19 protein-coding genes are annotated in these 23,742 nt (G+C 60.2%); 10 read left to right on the forward strand and 9 right to left on the reverse strand.

Translation table 11 applies throughout. The annotated features are described in order from the left end of the window. Positions 1–51 precede the first annotated feature (51 nt). Positions 52–735, forward strand: a complete 684-nt coding sequence (locus QPL98_RS14390) for a type 1 glutamine amidotransferase domain-containing protein (RefSeq protein WP_022993363.1) — start codon at positions 52–54, stop codon at positions 733–735. 82 nt (positions 736–817) lie between these two features. On the opposite strand, the gene QPL98_RS19480 is transcribed toward QPL98_RS14390, so the two are convergent. The 3 genes from QPL98_RS19480 to QPL98_RS14405 all read right to left on the reverse strand — a co-directional run bounded on the left by QPL98_RS19480 (position 818) and on the right by QPL98_RS14405 (position 3,547). Further along, positions 818–979 (reverse strand): hypothetical protein, encoded by a 162-nt coding sequence (locus QPL98_RS19480; RefSeq protein WP_022993364.1) that lies wholly within the window; start codon positions 977–979, stop codon positions 818–820. 68 nt (positions 980–1,047) lie between these two features. Continuing rightward, positions 1,048–2,160: an S-(hydroxymethyl)glutathione dehydrogenase/class III alcohol dehydrogenase gene (locus tag QPL98_RS14400; RefSeq protein ID WP_022993365.1), complete on the reverse strand. Its 1,113-nt coding sequence runs from the start codon at positions 2,158–2,160 to the stop codon at positions 1,048–1,050. An 85-nt stretch (positions 2,161–2,245) separates the two neighbouring features. Further along, positions 2,246–3,547 carry a PAS domain-containing methyl-accepting chemotaxis protein gene (locus QPL98_RS14405; protein WP_206769641.1) on the reverse strand — a complete coding sequence of 434 codons (1,302 nt, stop codon included), beginning with the start codon at positions 3,545–3,547 and terminating at the stop codon, positions 2,246–2,248. Between the two features lie 161 nt (positions 3,548–3,708). On the opposite strand from QPL98_RS14405, the gene QPL98_RS14410 reads away from it, so the two are divergent. The 8 genes from QPL98_RS14410 to QPL98_RS14445 all read left to right on the forward strand — a co-directional run bounded on the left by QPL98_RS14410 (position 3,709) and on the right by QPL98_RS14445 (position 11,487). Continuing rightward, complete coding sequence (locus tag QPL98_RS14410; protein ID WP_036149996.1) at positions 3,709–5,031, forward strand: DASH family cryptochrome; 1,323 nt, start codon at positions 3,709–3,711, stop codon at positions 5,029–5,031. Beyond that, positions 5,028–5,519, forward strand: coding sequence for a DUF6231 family protein (locus tag QPL98_RS14415; protein WP_121208163.1), 492 nt, complete (start codon positions 5,028–5,030; stop codon positions 5,517–5,519). Before QPL98_RS14410 ends, QPL98_RS14415 begins: the two co-directional genes overlap by 4 nt. Then, positions 5,510–7,153, forward strand: coding sequence for an NAD(P)/FAD-dependent oxidoreductase (locus QPL98_RS14420; protein WP_303293497.1), 1,644 nt, complete (start codon positions 5,510–5,512; stop codon positions 7,151–7,153). Before QPL98_RS14415 ends, QPL98_RS14420 begins: the two co-directional genes overlap by 10 nt. A 2-nt stretch (positions 7,154–7,155) precedes the next feature. After that, positions 7,156–7,791 carry a tRNA-uridine aminocarboxypropyltransferase gene (locus tag QPL98_RS14425; protein WP_199453626.1) on the forward strand — a complete coding sequence of 212 codons (636 nt, stop codon included), beginning with the start codon at positions 7,156–7,158 and terminating at the stop codon, positions 7,789–7,791. 75 nt (positions 7,792–7,866) lie between these two features. Beyond that, positions 7,867–8,262 carry a YkvA family protein gene (locus QPL98_RS14430; protein WP_141066799.1) on the forward strand — a complete coding sequence of 132 codons (396 nt, stop codon included), beginning with the start codon at positions 7,867–7,869 and terminating at the stop codon, positions 8,260–8,262. 90 nt (positions 8,263–8,352) lie between these two features. Further along, on the forward strand, positions 8,353–9,129 hold the full coding sequence (pomA, locus tag QPL98_RS14435) for a flagellar motor protein PomA (protein ID WP_014420230.1): 777 nt from the start codon (positions 8,353–8,355) through the stop codon (positions 9,127–9,129). Positions 9,130–9,131: 2 nt separating this feature from the next. Next, positions 9,132–10,049, forward strand: a complete 918-nt coding sequence (locus QPL98_RS14440) for a flagellar motor protein MotB (protein ID WP_023007771.1) — start codon at positions 9,132–9,134, stop codon at positions 10,047–10,049. Between the two features lie 229 nt (positions 10,050–10,278). Then, on the forward strand, positions 10,279–11,487 hold the full coding sequence (locus QPL98_RS14445) for an ammonium transporter (protein WP_011783865.1): 1,209 nt from the start codon (positions 10,279–10,281) through the stop codon (positions 11,485–11,487). Between the two features lie 11 nt (positions 11,488–11,498). On the opposite strand, the gene QPL98_RS14450 is transcribed toward QPL98_RS14445, so the two are convergent. The 5 genes from QPL98_RS14450 to QPL98_RS14470 are packed head-to-tail and all read right to left on the reverse strand — an operon-like array spanning position 11,499 to position 19,935. Further along, complete coding sequence (locus tag QPL98_RS14450) at positions 11,499–12,581, reverse strand: lipocalin-like domain-containing protein (RefSeq protein ID WP_303293498.1); 1,083 nt, start codon at positions 12,579–12,581, stop codon at positions 11,499–11,501. Further along, on the reverse strand, positions 12,578–14,839 hold the full coding sequence (locus tag QPL98_RS14455; protein WP_022993373.1) for an FtsX-like permease family protein: 2,262 nt from the start codon (positions 14,837–14,839) through the stop codon (positions 12,578–12,580). The genes QPL98_RS14450 and QPL98_RS14455 overlap by 4 nt, the downstream gene beginning before the upstream one ends. 6 nt (positions 14,840–14,845) lie before the next feature. Further along, positions 14,846–15,529: an ABC transporter ATP-binding protein gene (locus QPL98_RS14460; protein ID WP_022993374.1), complete on the reverse strand. Its 684-nt coding sequence runs from the start codon at positions 15,527–15,529 to the stop codon at positions 14,846–14,848. A 15-nt stretch (positions 15,530–15,544) separates the two neighbouring features. Continuing rightward, entirely contained in the window at positions 15,545–18,697 is a 3,153-nt protein-coding gene (locus tag QPL98_RS14465; protein ID WP_011783861.1) for an efflux RND transporter permease subunit, read from the reverse strand. Next, positions 18,694–19,935: an efflux RND transporter periplasmic adaptor subunit gene (locus QPL98_RS14470; RefSeq protein WP_023007776.1), complete on the reverse strand. Its 1,242-nt coding sequence runs from the start codon at positions 19,933–19,935 to the stop codon at positions 18,694–18,696. Before QPL98_RS14470 ends, QPL98_RS14465 begins: the two co-directional genes overlap by 4 nt. A gap of 135 nt (positions 19,936–20,070) precedes the next feature. On the opposite strand from QPL98_RS14470, the gene QPL98_RS14475 reads away from it, so the two are divergent. Then, positions 20,071–20,496 (forward strand): ion channel, encoded by a 426-nt coding sequence (locus tag QPL98_RS14475; RefSeq protein WP_031211080.1) that lies wholly within the window; start codon positions 20,071–20,073, stop codon positions 20,494–20,496. A 14-nt stretch (positions 20,497–20,510) separates the two neighbouring features. On the opposite strand, the gene QPL98_RS14480 is transcribed toward QPL98_RS14475, so the two are convergent. Beyond that, entirely contained in the window at positions 20,511–23,741 is a 3,231-nt protein-coding gene (locus QPL98_RS14480; RefSeq protein WP_303293499.1) for an efflux RND transporter permease subunit, read from the reverse strand. Position 23,742: the final 1 nt, after the last annotated feature.

A 23,742-nucleotide genomic window follows, 5' to 3' on the forward strand; every position in this document is an offset into this window, starting at 1 on the left:
TAGTGAGACGAACGAAATACACCCGGACTCCCGACAGGAGGGTCGACTGGCATGAAGATTCTGATGGTACTAACCTCCCACGACCAGATGGGCGACACCGGCCACAAAACCGGTTTCTGGCTGGAAGAATTCACTGCGCCGTTCTACGTATTCAAAGACGCAGGCGCCGACATCACCCTCGCATCCCCTAAAGGCGGCCAGCCACCGGTTGACCCGAACAGCGAGGCTGAAGATGCACTGACCGAGTCCACCCGGCGGTTCAGTGAAGACACCCATGCCCGGGAAATGCTGGCCAGCACCAGAAAACTGGCCGACGTGGACATGAATCAGTACGACGCCATCTTCTACCCCGGTGGCCATGGCCCGCTGTGGGATCTGGCCGAGGACGACAAGTCGATAGCCCTGATCAAAACCGCTTACGAGCAAGACAAGGTGATCGGCGCCGTATGCCATGCTCCTGCCGTGTTCAAGAATGTGTTCATAAAACCGGACCAGAACATCGTGGGCGGCCGTGAAGTCACCGGTTTCAGCAATACCGAAGAAGACGCTGTGCAGCTCACCAATATTGTGCCCTTCCTGCTGGAAGACATGCTCAAGCAGAACAACGCCCGTTACAGCCGGGGCGATGACTGGGCACCGCACATTGTGGTGGACGGCAAGCTGATTACCGGCCAGAACCCGGCGTCTTCCGAAGGCGCTGCCAAGGCTGTGCTGCAGGCGCTGCAGGAAGGCTGACCGTCACATTCTGTCTGTTTCCCTCAAGGTCACAGCAGAGCTCATCCATGCAATTCTGGTTTCCAGGCCCACCTCTGCGCTTTCAGGCGCGAGCGGCCTGGCGAATCTTCTCCGCAACGTTCTGAAGGCGTGACAGGTAGATGTTCATCAGGGTATTGATATCCACCCGTGCGGCGTTGGTACTGACGTTCAGCGCACCGGTGGCCGCTATGCCCTTTGCACCATGTGTGTAGGCGTCGGCCAAGGTATTGCTACCCTCATCGAAAGGGTCTGACCAGAAGTGACCCGGAGTTCACTTCTGGTCAGCAGTGGTCAGAAGTGAATCACAGTCCGGATGCTCTTACCCTCGTGCATCAGGTCAAACGCCTTGTTGATGTCTTCCAGCTTCATCTCGTGGGTGATGAACACATCCAGCGGGATCTCACCTTTCTCGGCTTTTTCCACGTAAGACGGCAGCTCGGTGCGGCCTTTCACGCCACCGAAGGCGGAACCGCGCCAGACCCGGCCGGTCACCAACTGGAACGGGCGGGCACTGATTTCTTCACCGGCACCGGCCACACCGATGATGGTGCTTTCACCCCATCCCTTGTGACAGGCTTCCAGCGCCGCACGCATCAGCTTCACGCTGCCCACACACTCGAAGGTATAGTCGGCGCCACCATCGGTCATCTCGATGATGACTTCCTGGAGCGGCTTGTCGTAGTCGTTGGGGTTGACCACATCGGTGGCGCCCAACTGCTTGGCGATGTCGAACTTGCCAGGGTTGATATCAATCGCAATGATGCGCCCGGCCTTGGCCATAGTCGCGCCGATGATGGCTGCCAGGCCGATGCCGCCCAGGCCAAAGATGGCGACCGTGGCGCCTTCTTCAACCTTGGCAGTGTTAAGCACCGCGCCAATCCCGGTGGTTACACCACAGCCCAGCAGGCACACCTTGTCGAGCGGGGCTTCCTTAGGGATTTTGGCCAGGGAGATTTCCGGCAGTACGGTGTACTCTGAAAACGTGGAACAGCCCATGTAGTGATACAGCGGCTGGCCCTTGTAGGAGAACCGGGAGGTGCCGTCTGGCATCACACCCTTGCCCTGGGTTTCGCGCACCGCGCCACACAGGTTGGTCTTGCCGGAGGTGCAGAACTTGCATTTACCGCATTCGGCGGTGTACAGCGGGATCACGTGGTCACCCACTTCCAGGCCGGTCACACCCGGCCCTACAGCTTCAACAATGCCGCCGCCCTCGTGGCCGAGAATGGTCGGAAACAGGCCTTCGGGGTCGGCGCCGGACAGAGTGTAGGCATCGGTATGGCACACGCCTGTGGCCACGATCTTCACCAGTACTTCGCCTTCTTTGGGCGGCGCCACATCCACTTCCACAATTTCCAGCGGTTTGTTGGCCTCAAACGCCACAGCTGCGCGGGATTTGATCACGTTCAGTCTCCTGTTGTCCGGTTCGGTCGGCCAGCGCCGACATTGATACAGTTCACAACTCTAGCACGCCCCGGTCTTCCGGGCCTTACCGTCCGATGTCATCAATGGCGGCCAGCACCGCCCTGGCGCCATCGCGGATTTCGGCGATCACCGCCTCGGCATCCTCGGATTGCCGGCGCCCTTCGACCGCCACAGCCAGAACCTCGGCAATCTGGGTTTCCACGCCACCAGACAGCTCCAGAATGGTGTGAATCACATCAGCGATTTCATCGGTGGCTGTGCCGGTTCTGGCCGCCAGCTTGCGTACTTCGTCGGCCACCACGGCAAAGCCCCGGCCATGTTCTCCGGCGCGGGCGGCCTCGATGGCCGCATTCAACGCCAGCAGGTTGGTCTGATCCGCGACGCCGGCAATGGTATCGACCATTTTCTCGATGCTTTGCGACCGTTCGTTCAGATCAGCAATCAGAGCCCGGGCTTTGTCGACGCCCGCTTCAATGCGTTCGGCAGTGGTTTTGGACTGGCGCAGGGCCTCATCCGCCTTGCCGATAATATTCGCGGTCTGGGTGGCGGTGGATGATGCAATCGCTGCCGCATCCTGGGTCTGCAGTGATTTTTCCACCCGTTCGGTAATGTCACTGGCAAACTTGATCACTTTAGTGACACGGCCACGCTCGTCCAGTATCGGGTTATAGCTGGCTTCGAGCCACAGGTCGCTGCCGTCTGAGCGCAGGCGATGAAAACGGCCACTGCGGAACTGGCCACTGGCAAGACCCTTCCAGAAATCGGGATTATCCCGGTAAAAGCCCGGATCACAGAACATCCGGTGGTGTTTGCCCTCAACCTGGCTCAACCGGTAACCAGTCGCGGCAAGGAAATTGGCATTGGCGGTAATGATGGTGCCGTCCGGCTCGAACTCGATGATTGCCATGGAGCGGTCAACGGACTCAAAGACCGCTTGCTGGTCCCGCAGGCGCTCCTGTTTCGCGGTGACATCCGAGGCAATTTTCATCACTCGCTGCACCCGGCCATCGTTCCCATAAACCGGGAAGTAGGTTGCCTCCAGCCAGAGTTTGCCGCCATCCTTGCGCCGGCGCGGGAAGGTATCGGTCTGTGCCTGGCCAGCCCGGATTGCATCCCAGAACCTCCGGTAATCGGCCGAGTTTGCCACTTCACGATCACAGAACAGGCTGTGGTGCTTCCCCACCACCTCATCCCGGTGGTAGCCCACCACGTCAAGGAACAGATCGTTTACATCCACGATCAGCCCGTCCGTGGTAAATTCAATCGTCGCCACCGCGTGGCGGATAGCACTGTACACAGCCTGGCATTGGCTGGCACGGGCCTGGCAATCGGCCATGTCTTGCTTTTGCTTTCGGGTCAGAAACATCGTCGTTTTACTCTTACATTGATCGGTAACCACTGACATCCTGTTCCGTGGGTAGCGTTATATCGGCGCCCCGAGGTATTCCTTCATCGTGTTTTCAGATCCTTTTCGAATCAGCAGGCGTACCACTAAACGGTTTACTATCTAACGAAGAGGTGTATACGTTGCATACCCTTTACTGGTTTACCCGCGACCTTCGTTTGCACGACAACCCGGCCTTGCTGGCCGCGGCCCGTTCAGACATGCTGTTGTGTGTCTTTGTCGTAGACCCGCGCTGGTTTACCGGTGACCGGTTTCAGTGCCGTGCACTGGGTGATCATCGTTGGCGCTTCCTGTGGCAAAGTCTGATGGCACTGGAACGGAGCCTGCGGCCCCTGGGGCAACGACTTCATATCGCCTGGGGCGAACCGGAAATCGTTCTGCCAGAGCTGGCCCGTGAGCACGGCGTGCAGCGTTTGATCCGCTCACGCCTACCCGGCACCGAAGAAGCCGCGCAGTGGCAGGCCCTCAAAACCCGCCTGCCGGAAGTGACGTTTCAGCAGTTCGAAACCCTGGGCATGTTTGCGGAAGGCCAGCTTCCCATGGAACTGGCAGAGCTGCCCGATACCTTCTCGCAATTCCGCAAGCAGGTGGAGAAAGCTGAGCAACCGGACCACACCCTCAGGATTCGAACCGTCAGCGCACTGCCACCACCCCCGGGATTCCCCGAAGATAACCGGGGCCTGTGCCCGCCGATACCGGAACCGATACATCGGTCACCATTCACCGGCGGTGAGGAAGCCGGCCTGGCACAGCTGCAAGCCTTCGTATTCGGACAACATCGCATTGCCAACTACAAGGAAACCCGCAATGCGCTGGACGACTGGGGCTCATCCTCCAAGTTCTCCCCCTGGCTGGCGAACGGCTGCCTGTCAGTGCGGGAGGTGGTTGCCGCCATCGAACAATACGAACGTCAGCACACCCGTAACGATTCGACCTACTGGCTCTGGTTTGAGCTGCTCTGGCGCGAGTATTTCTTCTGGTATGCCCTTAAACACGGGGGGCGGTTGTTTAGCCGCGATGGCGTGCAACGTAAACGCCGCCCGGTGACCTTCTATGGCCATCGATTCAAGGCCTGGTGCGAGGGCAATACCCAGTATTCGATAGTCAACGCGGCCATGAATCAGTTACGGGAAACCGGCTACATCAGTAATCGCGCACGCCAACTGGTGGCCAGCTGCCTGATCAATGAACTGGAACTGGACTGGCGTTACGGTGCTGCCTGGTTCGAACAGCAACTGGTGGATTACGACGTGGCCAGTAACTACGGAAACTGGCAGTATCTGGCCGGCGTCGGCGCCGATCCCCGCGGGCTTCGGCAGTTCAATCTGGACAAGCAGGCGCAACAGTACGATCCTGAGGGAGCCTTCGTACATCGTTGGCAGGGAGAGGCTCAACAACCAGTGGGCCTGCATACCGTAGACGCAGCAGACTGGCCAATATCATGACAATACCTGTTAGCCAACCAGAGAGAGTACTGGCCCGGATTCTGGATACCAGCCAGCCAGACACCCTTCTGTATTGCGGCGACACCGCCAGCCGGGTCAGCGAGGTGTGGCACGGGCAACGGAAAGCCGTTCGCTTGCTGGCGCTGGACACCGCGGACCCGAACGCCCGACTGCCACTGGATTCCGTGCCCGACCTGGCCATCATCACAGACACTCTGGAACACCTCCCCTACGAAGAAGGGGCGCTTTTACTGGGCCAGTTACGCAACTATGGCACCCACCAGATTGCGGTACTGGTGCCCCAAACCACAGACTGGGGTTTTACCGACTTCATCGCCCTGGGCTTTCAGCGTCACGCCGATATCGAAAGCGAGAACGGCGCACTCACGCTCTATACCTACAATCTGGATACTTACAATCATAAACGGGCCTGGAACAATCCCGATAACTGGGCCAATCCGGAAATGTGGGGAAAAGCGTGGTGGTAGATACAAATTCGAAATCCTTGAAGCCCAGTACAATCCGAATCGGTACCCGTTACCGCGCGAGCCGGCTCGATGGGCCCTATGATGCGATAGTGATCGGCTCCGGTATCGGCGGTCTGACCACTGCCGCCTGCCTGTCCAAAGCCGGCTACAAAGTACTGGTGTTGGAACAGCATTACACCGCCGGTGGCTACACCCACAGCTACGCCCGTAATGGCTACGAGTGGGATGTGGGCGTGCACTACATAGGCGACATGGGCGCGCGCCACACCCTCGGCCGCCGGCTGTTCGATTACATCACCGATGGCAAGCTCGAATGGGCTCCGATGGATGAGAACTACGACCGGTTCTTTCTGGGCGACAAAGTGGTCAACCTCAGGGCCGGCAAGGAAGGCCTGAGGCACTCGCTACTGGCGTCCTTCCCGGACGAAGAAGAGGCCATCGACCGTTACCTGGCTCTGCTCGGAAAAGTGGCCGATGGCATGCAATGGTATACCCTGTCCAAACTCTCGCCCGCGCTGGCTGCGCCACTGGTTTCCAGAGGGTTGAAAACGGTACTGCCGGACTGTTTCAACCGCACCACCTATGACGTATTGCGGGAACTCACCGCCAACGAAGAGCTGATTGGCGCCATTACCGGTCAGTGGGGCGATTGCGGGGTGACCCCGAAACAGTCGAGCTTCATGGTGCACGCGCTCATTGCCAAACATTACCTGTACGGTGGTTTCTACCCGGTGGGCGGTGCCTCGGAAATTGCCAAAACCATCATCCCGGTGATTCAGTCCGGCGGTGGTGACGTGCTCACCTACGCCGACGTGAGAGAGGTCCTGGTCGAAAAGGGCAAAGCCGTGGGTGTGCGCATGGCCGATGGCCATGATATCCGGTCACCGCTGGTGATCAGCAACGCCGGTGTGATCAATACTTTCGAACGGCTTTTACCCGAGTCTGTCGCAGACAGCATTGGCTATCCTGGCAGCCGGGAACACATCAAACCCTCAATGCCCCATATCGGCCTGTATATAGGCCTGAAAGGCACGCCCGACCAGCTCGGCTTGCCGCGCACCAACTTCTGGATTTATCCGAGCGCCGACCACGATGGCAACGTGGAGCAATTCCTGAAAGATCCCCGGAACACCTCTTTCCCGGTAGTCTACATCTCGTTCCCGGCAGCCAAAGACCCGGACTACCAGAACCGCTGGCCCGGAACCTCCACCATCGAGATTGTGGCGCCCACCACCTGGGAAATGTTCGAGCCGTGGCAGGGCTCCACCTGGGGCAAACGGGGCGAGGATTATGAGGCTCTGAAGGCTCGGATCACCGAGCAGCTTCTGGAAGTCATGTACGAAAAACTGCCCCAGCTTCGAGGTAAAGTAGACTATGTGGAAACCTCCACACCACTGTCGACCGCCTGGTTCTGCCGCTATGAGCAGGGTGAGCTGTACGGGCTGGACCACACGCCAGAACGTTTCGAGCAACGCTGGCTGAGGCCGAAAACCGACATCCCCGGACTGTACCTGACCGGGCAGGATATTCTTACCTGTGGCGTGGTCGGGGCAATGATCGGCGGGCTGGTTACAACCCTGGCCGTTCGCGGCCTGAAAGGCGCGGGGTTGGCCAAGCGCATTTTCGTGGGTTAAGCGTGGCCAGAGCACTGTGTACCCGCTGCGGCCTGCACCCGAACACCTGCGTATGCGAGGTTTGCGAGCAGGTCGACAACCGCCATCGCGTCATCATTTTGCAGCACCCGTCAGAAGTCGGTCACAGCAAGGGTACTGTGCGAGTACTTCAGCAGTGTCTGACCCGGCTGGAGGTACTGGTCGGCGAGAGCCCTGAGTCGTTTTCCGGTCAAGGCTTGGAGCGCCTGTTAACCGGAACCCGCACCGGACTGCTGTTTCCATGTGCTGACAGTCAGCCCGTGGAGAGCAACGCGCCAGCCCAGATCGACCAGTGGCTGGTTCTGGACGGCACCTGGCGTAAAGCCGCTAAAATCCTGCACCTGAACCCGCAGTTCCGGCAGTTGCCCTGCTTTCATTTCGCTGAGCCACCAGCTTCACATTACCGTATCCGAAAGGCACCAAAGGCCGGGCAACTCTCAACCGCAGAAGCCGTCGCCTACCTTTTTACATTGACCGAACCGGCCACAGATACCGAGCCATTACTCAGAGCTCAGGACGTACTGATTCGAAAACGGCTGGCCTTCGTTCCGGACCACCACAAAACCAAAGACCATGAAGCGCCCGATCCTGAACTCCCAGGAAGTCTCACGAATTATTGAAATGGCCTGGGAAGGTGACGAACCTGCACGATTTCGTTATGTTGAGGCAATCGCTGAGCAAAGTGGTGACAATGTATGGCATGGATCTCAGATAAAACAGCGGCAAACGAGTTGAGAGAGCAAAGTGCCAAGGTTCACAGAGGCGACCTTGAGGCCCTGCTTGAACGACAAAAAGCCGTTGAAGAGAAAGTCAAAAACAGCGGCAGGCTGAATCGTTTCTCTACCGATATCAAGCTGATGTTCTCGCTGATTCGCGATTACTGGTACGGCCACTACCGGGCCATACCCTGGAAGTCCATCGCTGCGGTAGCCGGAGCGTTGCTGTACGTGCTGAATCCGCTGGACCTGATTCCGGATCTGATCTTCGGCTTCGGCCTGGTTGATGATGCCGGTGTGGTTGCCTTGTGCCTTAAACTGGTCGAATCCGATCTGCACCGCTACGCTGCATGGAAGGAGCTTCACTCATCATAGGATGAGGGACCAACCGGGCATTGATTAATAATCAACCAGGGAGTATTCTCCCGCCCCCTTAATCGTCACCTGCACAGTTCTGGAGTTACTGTGGATTTCGCCACCCTTATCGGCCTCGTCGGCGCCATTCTTCTGATTTCTTCGGCCATTATCCTGGGCGCATCGCCAGGCATGTTCATCAATCCGCCATCCCTGCTGATTGTGATTGGCGGTACCTTGCTGGTAGTACTGGCCAAGTTCAGTCTTGCCCAGTTTTTTGATGCCTTCAAGGTGGCAGCCCGAGCGTTCAAATTCAAACTGCCCGAAACTCAGGCCAGCATCGAAGAACTGGTGGAGATTGCCAGCATCGCCCGAAAAGAGGGCGTTCTTGGTATCGAAGGGAGGGAGGTCAGCAGCCCTTTCCTGGGCCAGGGTATTCAGATGCTGGTGGACGGACAGGACGGCAACACCATCAAGCAGCTCCTCAACAAGGAACGCCTGATGACACTGGAACACAACCGGTCGGGCGCGAAAGTGTTCACCGCCATGGCAGATGTGGCTCCGGCCATGGGTATGATTGGCACGCTGATTGGCCTGGTGCAGATGCTGTCCAACATGGAAGATCCCAAGTCTATCGGGCCGGCCATGGCCGTAGCCCTGCTGACCACGCTCTACGGCGCCATGATCGCCACCATGATCGCGACCCCCATTGCCGACAAGCTGTCCCTGCGCATGACGGAGGAGGCGCGCATGCAGTCGCTCTATATTGATGCCCTCGTTGCCATCCAGGAAGGCACCAACCCGCGCATTATCGAGCAGATGCTGTCCAGCTATCTTTCGCCCAAAGAGCGGGCCAGAAACGGCGATGCGGAAACGGCAGGCGGTTAAACATGGATGATTTGCCAGAAGAGGAAAAGCCCGGGATTCCTGCGTGGGTTGTCACATTTGCCGACCTGATGTCGCTGCTGATGTGCTTTTTCGTATTGCTCCTGTCGTTTTCGGAAATCGACGCCCAGAAGTTCAAACAGATCGCCGGTGAACTCTCCAAGGCCTTCGGGGTGCAGCGGGAAGTGCCTGCGCTTGAGATCCCTCAGGGCACCAGCCCGATCTTCGACAAGTTTTCGCCGGCGCCGCCAGAGCCCACTGTGGTCAATGAAGTCAAACAGACCACCACCGACGTACAGCCCGAAATCCAGACTCTGAAAAGCCCCGAAGAGAAAGCCATTGAGGAATCCATCCAGGAACAGATGGACGCCAACATGGCCCGGATTCTTGAAGTGCTGGAACCGGCGATTCTGGATGGCCGGATCAACGTCTCGGAAGATCAGCGCCGCATCATCATTCGCATTGAGGAGAAGGGCTCGTTTGCCTCAGGTTCAGCCCAACTGACCTGGGAATTCGAAGGCCTGCTTCTGGATATGGCGGAGGTTCTGGCCGACATGCCCGGCGACCTCGCCATTGAAGGCCATACCGATAACGTGCCCATCCGCACCGAACGTTTCTACAGTAACTGGGACCTGTCCGCAGCCCGTGCCGCCGCGGTGGCTAATGTTCTGCTGGCTCGGGAGCAGGTGACTCCGGACCGCATCCGGGTGACCGGTCTGGCCGACACCGAACCACGGGTACCCAACACCTCGCCGGAAAACCGAGCCAAGAACCGGCGGGTTGAAATCGTTATCGATCTGTCAGAGCCCATGGAAGAGCAGGAACTGCGCCTTCGCGAGCTGATTCGTTCCGAAAGCGAGTCGCAGGAAGCCATTATTGGCATTGAGCCCGGTCGGGATACGCCCAGCGAGATTACCTGGTAGTAAAACCTTGCCTCGCGCCCTATCCAGATTGGTGCACAAGCCCTTGATGCGCACGCCTCTGGTGCACTTTGACGCAGATAAATACCTCCCTCGGCGCCCTCAGGTTCTCCAACCCCCCTGCAGTACTTGATATGCATTGTTTTGGAACAGCACTTGCTTAAGTCGCACCCCAACAATGCACAACGGCTCATCAGAAGCCGCGTAATCAAAACACTCAGGAGAAAAACCCGTGGATATCACGAGTGCCGTACACACCCTGACCGAGAGCGCCAACACGCTCTTCATTCTGATTGGCGCCATTATGGTGCTGGCCATGCACGCCGGCTTTGCGTTCCTGGAAGTGGGCACTGTTCGCCATAAAAATCAGGTCAATGCCCTGGTTAAAATCATGACCGACTTCGGCATATCCGCAGTCGCCTATTTTTTCATCGGCTACTACATCGCCTATGGCGGGCACTTTCTCAATGGCGCCGCCGAACTCACCTCCGCCAACGGCTATGAACTGGTCAAATTTTTCTTCCTGATGACCTTCGCCGCGGCCATTCCGGCGATCGTTTCCGGCGGTATCGCAGAGCGTGCCCGCTTCTACCCCATGCTGATTGCCTCGGGCCTGATCGTGGCCTTCGTCTATCCTTTCTTTGAGGGCCTGATCTGGAACGGGAACTTTGGTTTCCAGGCTTGGCTGGAGAACCAGTTTGGTGCGTCCTTCCATGATTTCGCCGGCTCCGTTGTGGTGCATGCTGTCGGTGGCTGGATTGCTCTCGCTGCGGTGCTGCTGCTCGGCGCCCGCACCGGTCGCTATCGCAACGGTCGGGTCGTGGCCTTTGCCCCTTCCAACATTCCGTTTCTCGCCCTCGGCGCCTGGATTCTGACCGTGGGCTGGTTCGGCTTTAACGTCATGTCGGCCCAGACTCTGGACGGCATCAGTGGCCTGGTCGCGGTCAACAGCCTGATGGCCATGGTGGGGGGTATTCTGGTTTCCATGCTGCTCGGCCGCAAAGACCCTGGCTTCATTCACAACGGTCCGCTGGCCGGACTGGTGGCGGTGTGCGCCGGCTCAGACCTGATGCACCCCGTCGGCGCCCTGATTACCGGGGGCGTGGCCGGCGCCATCTTTGTCTACCTGTTCGAGTGGGCACAGGCGAAAATCGAGCGGCTGGATGATGTTCTGGGTGTCTGGCCCTTGCATGGCGTATGCGGTGTCTGGGGCGCCATTGCCTGCGGTATCTTCGGCCAGGAAGCGCTCGGGGGCCTGGGTGGCGTCAGCCTGATGTCGCAGATTATTGGCTCGGTGGCCGGTGTGATCGTGGCCTTTGCCGGCGGGCTCATCGTTTACGGTGCCATCAAAACCATTAGCGGCCTGAGACTGACAGAGGAAGAAGAGTTCAACGGTGCCGACCTCAGCATTCACCGTATCGGTGCCAATGCCGTTGAGTGAGTTTCCGGGCCTTATTGTGCCTGGTAACCGGTAAGCTCCATGTAACCCACGCCGGAATGGCTTCCGGTGACGGAAACCGGGCTCTCCCAATACGGATAGAGCCCGGAATTCCGGTAATCCCCTGCCGGCGCGGAGACCTCAAGGTTCACGTCGAAAGCCGGAAGGGTTATCTGCCAACGGCGCGGATAACCGGCTGGCTGGCCCACAGAGGTCAGCCCGATCTGTTCCGGCCCCAGCGCCACCGGCTCGCCCGTGGCTGGAATCCAGGTACCCGAGCGGAACGCCTGTTGTGTTTCCCGCAACTGGAACAGCATCAGCTTGTCCCCCGAATCCAGATGCAGGGCAAACCAGTCCCAGCCCTGCTGTCCGGCTTTGAGAAACTGGCTGCTCCACTCCCGGTCGAACCACCCAGTGCCCGCCACCGTCAACGTGTCACCCTCAAGGGTAACCGTTCCCTCAATTTTCAGATCTACCAGGCTGAAGTACATGGAGCCTTCGCCACTGGCGGATTTGGCGCTGAAACCGTCGTCACCATGAGCCACAGGATCACCTTGCGGCTGCAACAACAGATCGTAGGACCAGTGTTCTGTAGCGACCGACAGCCGCCAGCCAACGTGTCCGCTCGCTGGCCTCAGGTGCCAGTGATCCAGCCAGACTGAAAAGGGTTGGGCGGTGGCCCCGGCATGCCCGACGTCACCCCTGGCCAGCTTTTCGGCAAAGCGGTGCTGACCGCTGTAGCTCACCGCTGCGTGAGCCATCCAGGCAGCCTCCAGAGGCCAAAGTGCCGGCTTCGGCGGTTCGGATTCAACGGACCTCGGGGTCAAGGCCTGCCGGAACTGCGTCCATTGCAGACCCAGCGGCCCGCCGTTTTCGGTTTCCAGATTCGCGGTGAGATACCACCATTCAATGCGGTGCTGGGGATGAGGGCCGAAATCGGCGGGGAAGGACAGCCGGTCTCCGGGCCCGGGCTGCAGGAACTGAATCTCATGCTCAGATTCCGCCACACCGGCAAGGCCTGCGAATCCGCTCGGCTCTTCTGCTCGATCACAGGCGGTGAGTAGCAGCGCCAGAAGTACGATAACGAAACGATTCATCGTTCCCCTCCCTGCAGCCCGTGTGCGGACTCCGGCGCCGAGGCCGGGCGACGCAGCTGCAGGCGCATCAGCAAGGCAATGCTGAGGCCGATGATCAGAGCCAACACGGCCAGCTCGATCCAGAACCCCGGGTACACCGCCATCGGCAGTGACCAGCCAAAAGCCAGCGGATTGATGCGCTGGACCAGAATCCAGGTGAGCCACACGCCAAGTGGCAGTGCACAAACCAATACCGCAAAAATCAGAGCCAGGGAGACCCGGGTGAGCTGAGTCGCGGCCTGGCGTTGGGGCATACCCCAGACGATCAGCAGGCGAAAATACCAGGCGCGGGTAGAGAGAAAGACCCACACCATCAGCAACAACGCGGCGGCGGCCAGAATCAGCGTGAGGGTAGTCATGGCCCGGGTCAGCAAGAAGGTCTGATCAAAAACATCAGTGGCCAGGGTCCGGATGGCCTGGTTATCCCTCACGGTCAGCTGAGGGGTATGCCAAAGCCGGGCCAGTTGCGCCTCAACCACTTTGATCTCTTCGATGCCCGCGCTTATCGACAGGCTTCGAAAGCGGGCTTCAAAGTCCTCGGGCAAGAGACTCGCCGGCACCAGCACCTCACCGGAGGGCCGCCCGTAATCCGGATAAACGGCCAGCACCGGAGCCTGTAACCGACGGGCGCCAAGCCTGACAATGAGACGGTCGCCTACTGCAAGCTGTTGCCTTCTGGCCAACTGCTCATTGACCATTAGCCCCTCACCCCGCGCCAACGCCTGCCAGGGCGTTTCTGTTTGCGCCAGCAGGCGCCAGTTTTGCACCAGGTGACTGACCGGCCCGAGCGCAAACACATCGACAGGCACCGGCTCCCTGCCTGATGCTGCCTGCACGCTGGCCCGCCCACGAATCACCTGATGCCACAATTCCGGGCTCACCAGCTCCGGCTTTGCCGCCAGCCAGCTTACGGCAGCGGTGATATCCGCCCCTTGCGGTACTTCAATGTAGTAATCCGCTTCCAGCCGTTGCCCCAGCCACTGATCAAAGGTGTCCTCGAACGTGGTTACCAGGGCATGAACCGCCAGCACCAGTGCCAAGGCAAACTGCAGGGCCACCAGCGGTAACGCCAGCCGACGCACCAGGACTGCGACTTCCTGTAGACGCCAGCGAATCAGCGGATCCCCGGTGTTACGGGCCAGCCAGCGGACAACCCCGGCAATCGCCAGCGGGGCCAGCCAACCGGCAGCGAGAAAAACCAGTGCCACCGCCAGGAACAGCCAGATCAGAGTTGGTGCCCACAGAGATACTGCCAGCCCCAGGGCCAGTAGCACCGCAAAAAATGCCGGTTGCACCCGAGTCAGGAGCGGCCCCGACGAGTCCCGAACGCCCGCCAGGCAAGCGGCCACGATCACCGCCACCATGGTCAGGGTTGGCAGCCACCAGTCCTCCCCTCCACCGGCATAGAGCGGACGGTCGAACAGGCCTTCCAGGGCCTGCCCAAAGCCATCTGCCAAAACCAGTGACAGCGCCCGCCCCAACCAAACCCCGGGCAGTATGCACACCAACGCCAGCAGCAGGTTTTCCACCAGCAACAGTCGGCTGAGCTGGCTCCTGTTCACGCCATAGCGATACAGCAAAGCCAGGCTTTCCCGGCGTTGAGCCAGACCCAGAAGGAACACACTGCGCAACAACAACGAGGTAATCAGCAGGACCAGCACTCCGAGCGCATCCAGGTTGAGCAGAAAACTGTCACCCAGCTCTGCCGTGTCAGGCGCAACGGCGAATGCCTGATAGCGGTAGCCCGCCGGTGGTGGCGACTGACCGTCGGCTTGCGACACCAGCAGAACCAGGGCCGATGCTTCGGCTGAGGCCTGGGCGGCGGCTTCGCTGATATCGACGAAGGGCTTGCCATCGAGTTCGCCCTGCCAGGGTGCTGGCGTGTGTCCCGGCTCGGCAAAGCAATGGGCCGCCAGCGGATCAATGCCCACCAGCCGACCGCGCCCCGGTACCGGCACTTCCAGCCAAGGCATCACGCACAGGCCCTGGCGCCGAAGGTTAACAAAGTCCTGTACCGAAACCGGATTACCGTCCTCTCGCACCAATTGCTGTCGCTCGGCGACAGCACGCTCGCTCTGTTCAAGGCTGGTCCTGGCCTGGCTGGTGAGGTGATGTATCCCGGTCCAGAGCGCGCTGGCAAGCAGGATCATGGCAGCCAGCGCGGCCAGCTGCAGGGGGTGACGACGATAATGACTGAACAATGCGATGCGGGGAGACATAGGTCTTCAGGGCCCGCCCTGGTGCCCGAGGTCCAGTTGATGCAGGCAACGGGCTGCCAGGTCCGCATCGTGGGTCGCCAGCACCAGCCCACAGCCATGGCGGGCCTGGAGTTCGAACAACTCATCGGCGACAGTCTCAGCCGTCCTCCGGTCCAGGCTACCGGTCGGCTCATCCGCCAGAATCAGTGCCGGCCGGGTAACAAATACCATGGCCAGCGCAGCCCGCTGGCGTTGGCCACCGGAAACCTGATCCGGATAACGCTGGCCCAGCTCACCAATGCCCAACCTCTGGAGCCAGTCGCCAGCGCTGGTGTCGTCCCGGCCAGCCAGGCGCGCTCGCAACCGGATATTATCCAGCAGGGACAGGGTCGGCATCAGGTTGGCATCCTGAAAGACCACGCCGAGTCGGCTCTGCCTCAATTCGCACCAGGTCCGCTCCAGGGCCTTGCCCGTTGGCGCGCCATCCCCGGCCAAAGGCTGTCCCAACATCGCCAGCCGACCGGAACCGGGAGACTCCAGACCACAAAGAACATTCAGCAGCGTGCTTTTCCCGGAACCGGACGGGCCGGTGAGCGCCAGCGACTCGCCTCGCCCCAGATGCACACTCAGTTCCCGCAACACGGTCACATGCTGGTCGCCGCTCTCGAACTGTTTACTCAGACCGGTGACACTGATCAGGTTATCGGCCATGTTTTCTCCCGGTATTCAGTCGGCAGCCCCCAGAGGTTCTGCCGCACCGTTCCTGCGTTGGGCACGCCATTCCCGGAATTGCTCGACCCAGGACAACAGCGCTGGAATCACCAGCAGCACCAGGAAGGTGGACAGTCCCAAGCCAAAGGCAATCGACGTTGCCATGGGAATCAGGAACTGGGCCTGCAACGACGTTTCGAACAGCAGCGGTGTCAGCCCCCCGATGGTCGTCAAGGACGTCAGCAGCACCGCGCGAACCCGCTGCACGGCGGCCTCATTCAGGGCATCCGTGATGTCCAGCCCCTTCTGCCGTTGCTGATTGTAGAAAGCCACCAGAATAATGGCGTTATTCACCACGATACCGGACAGGCCGAACAACCCAAACAGCGACAGTATGGTGAGCTGCAGCCCCATGATCCAGTGGCCCAGGAGGGCACCGACCAGGGCAAAGGGAATAATCGCCATGACGATCAGGGGCAGACTCCAGGATGCAAACACCCAGGCCAGCACCACATACATCAGGGCCAGGCCGATAAGCAGCCCCGTTTGCATGTCCGCCATGGTTTCGCGTTGATCGGCCGAGCGGCCCTCAAAGCTGTAGCGCACACCGTGGCGACTGGCGATCTCCGGCAAAGGCCCGGACTGCAGGCTCTCAAGAATCTGGTCGGTGGTGGCAACCCGGGTATTCAGCGCCGAGGTGACCTCCACCGCAAGCTTGCCATCGGCATGGCGCAGGGCCTGGAATCCCTGGCGGTGGTCCAGGTTCATCACCTGGGTCAGCGGTACAAAACGGCCATCGGGGATGCGGATGGTCATGCGCTCCAGGGTGGAATATTGTTCCCGTTGCGCCCTCGGCAACTGCACCCGGACTTCCACCTCATCGCGACCATCCTGGTAGATCTGGGCGATCCGGCCATCAAATGCCGCCCGCAACTGTCGGCCCAGATCCACAGTGGTCAGCCCTAGAGCCTCACCATAAGGGCTGACCTGATAGAGCAACTGTTCCCGGCCCCAGGGCATATCGTCTTCCACATCCAGCACGCCCGGCAGGGTATCCAGTGCCTGTGCCACTTCATCCGCTGCCCGCTTCAGGGCCTCTGCGTCATCACCGGTCAGTCGCACATTGACATCTCGCCCGGGCGGGCCGGCCTGACGCTCGTTGATGTTCAGGGCATCGAGTCCGGCCGGCAGCGTCATACGGCTGCGCCATTCCCGAATGAACTCGGCATTGCGCACAGAACGGCTGTCCGAAGGCACCAGCTCCACCAGCATGGAGCCAAGCTCGTCATCGTTCCGGGAACTGCCCTCAGCCCCTTGAGTAGCGCCGTAGGTGGTCACGGCATGGAGTACGAGATCGCCACCCAGGGCCTCCTCCGTTTCAGTGAGTGAGCGCTGCATTTCCCGGATGAAGCGCGCCACCGTGTCCTTATCCGTGCCCGCCACAAAGCTGGCATTGGCGTAGAACACCGATGGTTCCGGCGTCGGGAAGAAATTGAACCCAAGCCGTCCACCGGCCAGCAGGCCGACGGTGACAATAGCCAACGCCAGTGCCGAGGCTACGGTCATGCCCCGGTGCTTCAGGCTGTAGCGGGAGAACCGGCGGAAAGGGCCGTCGCGGAAGGTATCGAACCGTTGCTCAAATCCCCGGCGCAAACGGGCCACGGCGTGAGGGCGTCGCTCTGGCTGATTCTCGGAAACCTTGCGAACAAAGGCATGGCGAAGATGGGCTGGCAAGACCACAAAACACTCCAGCAGAGAGGCAATCAACACGCAGATCATCACCACCGGAATATCGCCCAGGATATTGCCTATTACACCTCCCACCACCAGCAGTGGCATGAACGCCGCCACCGTGGTCAGGGACGAAGCCAGTACTGGCCAGACCATACGCTTGGCAGCGCCTTCGGCGGCATAGATGGACTGCTCTCCCATACGGGCATGGGCGTCCGCGTCCTCCCCCACCACGATGGCATCGTCAACGATCACCCCCAGGGCCATGATCAGTGCAAACAGGGAAATCATGTTGATGGAGCCGCCGATCAGCCATAGCACCCCCAGGGCTGCGAGAAAGGCGGTGGGAATACCCACCGCCACCCAGGCGGCGACCCGCCCGGGAAGAAACAGGTAGAGCAGCCCCACCACCAGCACCAGACCACCCAGGCCGTTATTCACCAGCAGGGAAATCCGGTCTTCAATCAGCTGCCAGGTTTCGTCGTAAACCTTGATATTTACGGTGGCCGGCAAGGTCGGGCGGGTATCCGTCAACCAGGACTCAAACACCCGCGCGGCGGTCAGGGAGTTGCCGTTTTCCGCCCGCTGAAGCTGCAGCTCTACGGCGGGCATGCCGTTGTTTTCCATGACCGTCTGGTTGTCCCGGGCTTCCTGGCGGATGATGGCTATGTCACCCAGTTGCATGCGGATGCGATCACCGCTGAGTACCGGAATGGTCTCGAAGGCCTGGGGGCTGCGTCGCTGTTCCACCGCCCGCAGCTCTCGGGTGGCATCCTGCTGAGCCATCATCCCCGCCGGCAGGTCACGGGACAGCGACGCCACCCGATCGGCAATCTGTTCCAGCGACAGGCCCAGGGATTCCAGCCGCTCCACCGGCACATCAATACTGATCTGCTGCTCCGGCAGGCCCCGGAGCGTGACCCGGTCGATGCCCCGGTCCAGCAATTCATCTTCAAACCGGTACACCAGCTGGCGCAACTCGGCCCGGTCGACATCACCGTAAACCAGCAGCCGGGCCACCGGTTCGTACCGTTCAACCCTGGCCACCTGCGGTTCTTCGGCATCCGCCGGCAAGTTATTGAACTCGTCGACCTGCTGGCGCACGTCATCCACTGCCTGTATCGGGTCGGTGCCTTCATGGAATTCCAGGGTAATGGACGACACCCCCTGCGCCGACGTGGAGGTCATCTTCTTGAGGCCGTCGACGCTGCGCAGACGCTGCTCCAGCGGATCGGTAATACCGCGCTCCACATCCTCGGCCGACGCACCACTCCACACCACCCGCACGCTGACCACATCCAGGGCGAAAGTAGGGAAGAACTGGATATTCATACGAGTCAGGGCCATTACGCCACCGAGCAACATCACCAGCATCACCAGATTGCCGGCCAACCGGTGATGGACAAAAAAGCCGATCACACCCTTTTTGCGACTCATGAGGCCGGTGCTCCCTTGCTATCCGCCAGCTTTACTTTCAGGCCGGTGATCGCATTGGGCAGGTGGGTGGTGATCAGGCGCATGCCCGGTTTCAGGTGTTCACTGGCGATCAACAACCGGCGCTCGCCATTCTCACTGAGTGCCTCGCCAACCCGTTGCACCGTCACCCGCTGCATACGGTTATCATCAGTCATGATGTAAACACTGTCGGCCCCGTACAGTGCACTGAAGGGTATGGGAATCAGGTTGTCCCTTGCTGGCCGCTGCAGCAGCAGTGGCTGCAAGGCCCCGGGCCGCAAGGCTCCCGATTCCCCGTTCAGCTCCAGCACCGCCTCGGTACCGGCCGGATCAGACAGGCCAGCAAACCGGACCAGCTCAAAGCGCTGGCCGGAATCCTCGGTGGTAGCCGTTAGTGTTGCCCCCTTGGCCAGGGCATCCACCAACTCGCCGAGATACATCTGCGGCACCCGCGCCCGGACTTCCAGCCCCTGTATCGGATAGATGCTCAACAACGCCTGATTGCGGGATACCTGATCGCCAGCCGCCACTTGCAGGTTGGTGACCATACCGTCAAAAGGCGCTGTTGATACCGCCCGCTCACCGTCCAGTTCTGCCGTGGTCAGACTGGCCCGGGCCTGCGACAACCGGGCTTCCAGGCTTTGCAGCCGGGCCGGATGCTCGGCTATGGCCCGCTCCCGGATACGAAGGGTCAACTCCGCCCTCGCCAGCGCATCGGTGGCAGCCTCAAGGCTTTCGCGGGAGGCCAGGTTACGCTCAACCAGCGACTGAATACGCTCAAACTGGCGACGGGCGTTGTCCAGAATGGCCTTTTCACTCTCCAGGGATCGCTGATCGTTGCGGTATCGCACCTGTTCGGACCGCACCTGCGCCTCCAGGTCGGCGACCTGGGCCCGGGCCTGGGCAAGTACCGGCTCGATATCGGCGGAATCCAGCGCGATCAGCAAGTCACCTTCGCTCACCTGCTGCCCTTCCCGTACCGGTAACCGGTCAATACGCCCGGCCAGAGTGGCGGTGATGGTCTGCAGATCCGGCGCCACCACCTCACCATACAGAGGCAACACCGGGGTCGCTCGAGTGGGCTTGACCTTCTGCACCTGCACCAGCCAGCTACGCTCGGTGGCGGATACTTCCGCCGGTTCCGGCCGGGTTGCCTTCAAAAGCAGGAAGCCGGCAATACCCAGGGCGATCATCAACAGGGGAAGCAGTTTTCTGGACATGGACAGTCAATACTCTGATTAAATGAAAGTGCGCGAAGGCAACGAATTTACTATACAATTTTCAACAGGTTCCGGATTACTCCGGCAGGTTTCCCGGCTTCAGGACCGACTCCGTTGGACGCCACTCACGATACTCTGATCAACGTCACCCTGCTGAACATCCTTCTGGTGTGTGCCGTTGTAGTGATACATAACGAAGTCCTGATCCGTTTGAGTAGCCTCTTGGGACGAATGCGGCAAAGCCACCACTTCCGCTTGATCGTCGCAGTGCTCGGCTGCCTTACCGCCCATGCTCTTCAGGTCTGGATATTTGCCACGGCCTTTTATTTCATGCACCACGCGGATGGCTGGGGCCAGTTGCTTGGCAATTTCAACGGCTCCATGCTGGACTGTACCTATTTTTCTTTCACAACCTTTACCACCCTCGGCTACGGCGATATTGAAGCCGTTGGCATGCTCCGTCATCTGACCGGCATCGAGGCCCTGACAGGGCTGGTCCTGATTACCTGGAGCGCCTCCTTCCTGTTCCTCGAAATGCAGCGCTACTGGCCAACCCGGTAGCAAATGACCCGGCGTCAAATCCACCGGCAACGCGCAAGTGTGTAGTACAGAAGCGGAACCACCAGAACCGTCAGCAAAGTGGACATGGCCAGGCCAAAGACCAGCGATATCGCCAGGCCGTTAAAAATCGGATCGTTCAGAATAAAGTAAGCACCCACCATCGCCGAGATCGCCGTCAACGCGATGGGTTTGATGCGCACCGCGCCCGCCAGGACCACCGCTTCGTCCAGCTCTACGCCTTCGTCGATCAGCTGCCGGATAAACACCACCAGCAGGATCGAGTTGCGCACGATGATCCCGGCCAGGGCAATCATGCCAATCATGCTGGTGGCGGTGAACTCGCGCCCCAGCAGCGCATGGCCGGGCATGATGCCGATCAGGGTCAGCGGTATGGGCGCCATGATCACCAGCGGCAGAATATAGGAACGGAACTGCGCCACCAGCAGAACGAAGATCATAAACACACCCACGCTGTAAGCCGCGCCCATGTCCCGGAAGGTTTCGTAGGTGATCTGCCATTCGCCGTCCCATTTCAGGGTGCCCTTCTCCGGCAATGGGGGCTGGTCGATGAAATACTGCTCCGGCGCCCACTCCTGTTGGTCCAGACGTTCAACCATCGCAAACATGCCATACAACGGTGAATCGATCTCGCCCGCCATATCCGCCGTCACGTAGGTCACCGGCAGCAAATCCTTGTGGTAGATCGCGCCCATCCAGTCGGCCTCGCGAACATCGGCAATACTCGCCAAAGGAAGCAGGTTGCCATCACGACTGCGCACGTTCAGGGATAACAATGCCGCGGGCTGGGCCTTGTCGCCTTCGCTCAGAATCACACGAATCGGAACCGGGTACTTGGCGTGGTCATCGTGCAGGAAACTGACACTGGTGCCGCCCAGGGCCGTCTGGAGGGCACCGACCACCTGGGCCTGGGACACGCCAAGCCGTGCCGCGCGGTCCCGATCCACAACCACTTCCCACTGTCGAGTAGGCGCCTCAAGCGTGGTATCGATATCCACCAGACCATCCACCCGGGTCATGCCCTCGGCCACTTGCCGGGCCAGTTCCGCCCGACGGTTTTCATCCACCGCGTAGATCTCCGCCACCACCGGTGACAATACCGGCGGACCGGGCGGCACCTCGACAATCTTGACGCTGGCGCCGTGCTGCTTACCGATCTCGGTCAACGGACCCCGGAGCGACTGGGCAATGGCATGAGACTGCCGTTCCCGGCGCTCCTCATGAATAAGATTGACCTGGATATCGCCGTGGTAAGGATCGCCACGCAGGTAGTATTGCCTGACCAGACCGTTGAAATTGATCGGCGACGCGGTACCGGCGTAGGTCTGCCAGTTGGCCACCTCATCCACCGTTTCCAGGTAGCTGCCCATTTCCATTAACACCCGCTGGGTCTGCTCCATGGGCGTTCGCTCGGGCATATCCACTACCACCTGCAACTCGGACTTGTTGTCGAACGGCAGCATTTTCAGGATCACCGCCTGGAACACCGGCAGCGAGGTGGCGGCCAGGGTCAGGCCCACCACGCCCAGCGCCAGCACACGACGCCGCCAGGGATGATCACCCAGGAACGGACCGAGCACCGTCCGGAAAATTCTCAGGGACACTGGGCTGACGCCATCGGCAGAGCTGGACGCCTCCTCGGCTTCGGCGGCCTGCTCACCCTTCTTGTGCTTGAGCAACCGGAAGGCCAGCCAGGGAGCCACCACGAAAGCAACGATTTGGGACAGCACCATCCCAGCCGAGGCGTTGATCGGAATCGGGCTCATGTAGGGCCCCATCAGGCCAGTCACAAACGCCATGGGCAGCAGCGCGGCCATGATGGTCAGGCTAGCCATAATGGTGGGGGTGCCCACCTCATCCACCGCCACCGGGATGATGTCCGTGATCGAACGGCGGGTGTTCTGGATGCGCCGGTTGATGTTCTCGGTGATCACGATGGCGTCATCCACCAGAATCCCGATGGAAAAGATCAGCGCAAACAGCGACACACGGTTCAGGGTAAAGCCCCAGGCCCAGGAAAATACCAACGTTAGCAGCAGTGTAATCAGTACCGAAATACCGACAATCAGGGCCTGGCGCCAGCCCATGGCCGCCAACACCAGCAGCATCACCGCCACGGTGGCGGACACCAGATCGGAGATCAGTTTCTGTGCCTTGTCGGAGGCGGTCACCCCGTAATCCCGGGTCACCAGCACCTCAATATCCGGTGGCAGGGCCCGGTTACGCAGCTCATCCAGCCGCTGCTCGATGGCAGTGGTGATGTCGATGGCGTTTTCGCCTGGCTTCTTGGCAATCGCCAGCGTCACCGCCGAATACACCTGGCCGGCCACGCCTGCTTTGTGCTCCGGGTGGGCCGGGCCGAAACCGACCATTACACTCTGGTCCGGCACCGTCCCGCCACGGCGCACTTGCGCCACATCATCCATGTAGACGGCCGCCCCATTGTGCATGCCCACCACCAGGGAACGGACATCGTCTACGGATTCCAGCAGCGTTCCGGCCTGTACCGGAATGGAGACGTTGTCGCGGGTTACCCGGGCTTCCTGGCTGGCCGCGTTGCCGGCATTGAGCGCACTCGCGATGTCCTCGGTGGTGAGGCCATAGCCCGCCAACAGCGCCGGATCAAACAGGATGTCCACCCGGTCCGGTACGCCGCCGAGGGTATAGATGTCCCGGGTACCGGGCACGCGCTTGAGGGCCACTTCGAGCATGTGCGCCAGCCGGGTGAGTTCTTCCCCGGAATGGGTGTTGGTGGGATCAAACAGGGTCAGGCTCATCACCGGCACATCGTCTATACCCCGGGGCTTGATCAGTGGCTGGGAGGCTCCGAGATCCGGCGGCAGCCAGTCCTGGTTGGAATACACCTGGTTGTAGAGCCGCACCAGTGCTTCCTGTCGGGTGATACCGACCTCGAATTCAACGGTCACCACCGCCTGGCCCTGTCGTGACACGGAGTAAACATGCTCTACGCCCTTGATCTCACTCATCACCTGTTCGGCCGGCGTGGCAATCACACTTTCCACTTCTCGGGCACTGGCTCCCGGCAGCGCCACCATGATGTCGGCCATGGTGACATCAATCTGGGGTTCCTCTTCTTTTGGTGTGACGATCACCGACAGGACACCGAGGATGATCGCCAGAATGGCCAGCAGCGGGGTCAGATGATTGTTCTGAAAGGCCCGGGCAATGACACCGGACGGGCCAACCGGGGGCAATTCCTGACTCATG

The sequence above is a fragment of the Marinobacter sp. ST-43 genome, assembly GCF_030541085.1.
GTDB classification, from domain to species: Bacteria; Pseudomonadota; Gammaproteobacteria; order Pseudomonadales; family Oleiphilaceae; genus Marinobacter; species Marinobacter nauticus.